This window comes from Rhizobium sp. P1_E1 (assembly GCF_056406015.1).
The window spans coordinates 1-1,073 of sequence record NZ_JBFUAY010000531.1 but is presented as its reverse complement, the minus strand read 5'-3'; the positions used below and the strand labels follow the sequence as shown (position 1 = coordinate 1,073).

Sequence of the window (1,073 nt, the reverse complement as noted above, 5' to 3'; positions counted from 1 at the left end):
CGGATGGCTCGCGCCTTTCCTTCATGGGACTGCCGTGCCCGAACATCTTCGCCGGCGGCCATGCCTTCCACTCGCCGCTCGAATGGGTGAGCCGCCAGGACATGGAAAAGGCGGTCAAAACGATCGTGGAACTAGCAAAGGTCTGGGAAGAGCGCGCCTAGGCGCGCTTCCGCCTAACTCTTAAACCGAAAGGGCGGTTTAACCGCCGTTCGCCGGAAGGCTTTCACGCAGCATCACGCTGTCATAGGCGGGGCGGGGAATAGGGATCGCAATGGGCATTCCCGGCTCGGGCTCGACCGATGTTACCGGCAATGTTTCCGGCGCGGTCACCGGCGCAGTTATCCGCATCTGCCCCGTGCTCGCCGTCGCCATGGGGTCCGGCGCCGGCAGAGGAACGGGAACCGCCGAGGGGATCAGTGCCTCGAATTGCGGCGGCAGCATGCTTTCGCCGGGCACATAGTTCATCGCCACCTCGTAGGAGGGCAGCGGCGGCGGCGTTTCAAGCGTGCCGTTGGCGTCGCGCTTCTCGTAGAAGGCGTTGCCGCCGGCGACCGTCACATAGTGCATGTTGTCGTAAGGGAATTTCAGCCCATCGGTGTGGAAGAACATCGCGTCCTTCACCGCGGGATGGCGTGCGCCCTTAATAAGGATCGCATCCGCTGCGGTAGCAAGCTCAGTTTCCGCCTGCGGCTTGACTTCGCGCGTCATCACGCCGGGCGCGAACTGCCTTTTCTGGGCTACGACGCCGCAGATGGAAGGGGGATAGGCGCCGGAGGTGAGCCGGTTCATGACAACGGTCCCGACCGCCATGTAACCGTCCTCGTCCGAATGCTGCGATTCGAAATACATCGCGCGCTGCAGGCATTCGCGATCCTTGGCGGTATAGTTGAAGGTGACCTTCGCCGCTTGGCCCTGCTTCGTCTTGGTGTTCGCCGCCGTTGCCGCCGGTTTCGATGTCGTCGTGCAGCTTGCCGCTGCCAGTCCTACGAACAAAATCCCGATCAGGGATTTTCCAAAGGAAATCTCCGCCCTCAACGCCAGGTGCCTCCTATGGGATTAGTCCAGCCCTTAAT

General features: G+C 62.0%; 1 protein-coding gene and 1 pseudogene. One reads left to right on the top strand and one right to left on the bottom strand.

Annotated features, from left to right (window positions below; translation table 11 throughout):
* A pseudogene (locus tag AC1D1Z_RS37735) lies at positions 1-161 on the top strand (peptidase T); the annotation flags it as partial.
* Between the two features lie 37 nt (positions 162-198).
* On the opposite strand, the gene AC1D1Z_RS37730 reads toward AC1D1Z_RS37735, so the two are convergent.
* Positions 199-1,035 (bottom strand): cell wall hydrolase, encoded by an 837-nt coding sequence (locus AC1D1Z_RS37730; RefSeq protein ID WP_018246497.1) that lies wholly within the window; start codon positions 1,033-1,035, stop codon positions 199-201.
* Positions 1,036-1,073: the final 38 nt, after the last annotated feature.